Source organism: Methanosaeta sp. UBA458 (assembly GCF_002496085.1).
In the GTDB taxonomy this organism is placed as follows: domain Archaea; phylum Halobacteriota; class Methanosarcinia; order Methanotrichales; family Methanotrichaceae; genus Methanothrix; species Methanothrix soehngenii.
This window is the reverse complement of sequence record NZ_DAIK01000007.1, coordinates 1-2376: the sequence shown is the minus strand read 5'-3', so window position 1 is coordinate 2376 and position 2376 is coordinate 1. Positions and strand designations below refer to the sequence as shown.

Below are 2376 nucleotides of genomic sequence, written 5' to 3'. Positions count from 1 at the left end.
GCTCTTCTCCGCCCAGAGGGCATAATCGCCGTTGGCATTATGGTACTCCAAAGAGGGGAGAGGGATTTTGTCCAGGATGGCCTCCAGGCCCATCAGTGTCCAGGCGGAGTCGCCTGTGAACTGGTCTATTCCGGTGGCAAACCGGAATGGGGAATCGGCCAGATGGGTCTTTCCCTTCAGGCGGCAGTGAAAGTCGGATAAGACGGCAAAGTAGGTTACAGCGGCATCATAGGGGGAGCCGTAGGGGCTGAAGTAGTTGTGCACCTCGGCCGGCCCTCCGCCGTGGGTGAAGATATAGTAGAGATGGTCGGAGAGGCCCAGAGTCCTCCAGATGGCCAGGAGGTCGGGGTCGCGGCTCTCTCTTGCCGGCGCCTGGAGCCTCTTCTGCTGGATGAAGCAGGCATGCTGAAGGGCGTTTCCCAGCCAGCAGCTGGTGTTTCTCTCCAGGTCTGCCCAGGAGACGAAGCTCTCTATCGATAGCTCTCTTTCCGGCGGAATTGTGCCGGCCACCTCGCAGGGGGTGGCGAACTGAAGGTTCTCGTAGCGGAGGACCTGGTTTGGCAGGTTGCGGATGAAGTCGAAGATCCCGGTATCGATCCACTGGTGCTCGCCGAAGGTCTCATAATCGCAGAAGATGTTTATGCACTTGCCTGGGGTCCTCGCCAGCCAGGAGGCGTACTTGTCTGCGGTGAGGGGGTACTCTTCCCAATTATGGGAGGAGAAGCGAAAGCCGATGTCGTCGGTGAGCTGGTAGTTACGCAAGAGCAGAGCGATCTTGGTGTTTGGCGGGCGGTAGACGTAGTTGGGATCTGCTACCACCCCTTCGGTGAATATGGCCTTATAGCCCATCCGGTCTGCGATTTGGGCGATTTTGTCGCTGTAGATCAGCTCGGTGTTCTCAAAGGTCGTAGGCCGGAGGGCGAAGATGTCCCAGATCAGCTCCCGGTGCATCTTGATCTGCTCGATGTACTCCTCCGGATCGTCGTAGAGGCTGGCCAGGCTGTGATAGTAGGTCTGATCCAGCACCTCCACCATTCCAGTCTGGACCAGGTCGACAAAGGAGTCTAACACATCCGGGCGGTACCTTTGGCATTCCTCCAGGAAGACGCCTGAGAAGCTGTAGGAGACCTTGAAGGATCTATTCGATCCCTGGAGCTTTTTTATTCCCTCCAGGATGGCCCGGTTGGCGGGCAGGTAGCATTTGTCGGATACCCGCTCGAAGATCCTCTGATTCTCTGGGTCATCGAAGTAGTATTTCCATAAATCAGGTACCACCTGCCGGTTCATGTAGCCGTCCCAGAAGAAATTCTTCTTCAGACGGATTGGCTGGTGGACCTCAAAAGAGAGGGAGACAAGGGTCATACTATATCATCAGGGCCGCAAATTATTTACATCCTTCGCATTATATCTGTCCAAGTCAGGGCTAAAGTATGCCGATTTTTTGGTACAGTAAGGTTCGAGGGAATCTATTAAATCTCTGATGAGAACATGGCAATTATATGAAGGCGCTGAATGCGAAGAGGTACTATCTCGACCTGCTGATTCCCGTATTTTTGATACTGTTGGCCGAGATTCTGATCTTCTACGGCAAGCCTGAAGCAGCGATGCCCATTCATGCGCTGAACCTGGTTTTTTTAAGCCTATCAACGATATTCGTCAATAACCGGACCTATCCAGCCCTAATGCTCTTGCCACTGTTCCGCCTTTTGAATGTCGCGATGCCCGTCTTCTTCCACCTGACCCTCTACTCCTATGTGCTGGTCTATGCTCCCATGTTCATTCCCATGTATATGATCTTGAAAGAGAGATTCATAACCGCAGAGGAGGCGGGATTGACCTTTGAGCGGTTCTGGTTCTTTCTGCCGGTCTCCATATCCATGGGACTGGCTTTGGGGTGGGGGGAGTATAAAGTGATCAAGCCTCAAATGCTGGTGGTGGACAATGATCTCCAGCAGATTCTCATTTTATCCCTGACCATGATCCTCTTTGTGGGCGTGGTGGAGGAGTTCGTATTTCGGTCGTCCTTGCAGACTGTGCTCCAGGAGAGGATAGGTCTGATTGGGGGGCTGGTTTTGGCCAGTGTGATATTCGGGTTCATGCATAGCGGCTATCACCTGACACTGGAGCTCCTCTACGTTAGCCTGGCGGGGCTGGCTTTCGGCGTGCTCTTCTGGCTATCCAAGAGCCTGCCGGTTGTCTCCCTGGCCCACGGGGTCACCAATATAGCGATGTTCCTCATAGTCCCCCTCAGACCGGAGATCCTGCCGTATTTGATCATAGGCCCGCTATTCCTGTTCTTCTTTTACGCTTATGCCCTGGATAGGATAAAAGAGCGTATCGCGACTTGAATGGTTCAGGGAGAAAAGAGGATTGAGC

2 protein-coding genes are annotated in these 2376 nt (G+C 53.7%); one reads left to right on the top strand and one right to left on the bottom strand.

All coding sequences use genetic code 11. The annotated features are described in order from the left end of the window. Nucleotides 1–1362: glycoside hydrolase family 57 protein (locus BP822_RS00400; protein WP_286877489.1), on the bottom strand; the 1362-nt coding region annotated here is incomplete at its 3' end. 137 nt (nt 1363–1499) lie between these two features. Between BP822_RS00400 and BP822_RS00395 the strand changes: the two genes are divergently transcribed. Then, the gene (locus BP822_RS00395; protein WP_286877488.1) at nt 1500–2348 is read left to right on the top strand and encodes a CPBP family intramembrane glutamic endopeptidase; all 849 of its coding nucleotides are present in this window, start codon (nt 1500–1502) and stop codon (nt 2346–2348) included. Nucleotides 2349–2376: the final 28 nt, after the last annotated feature.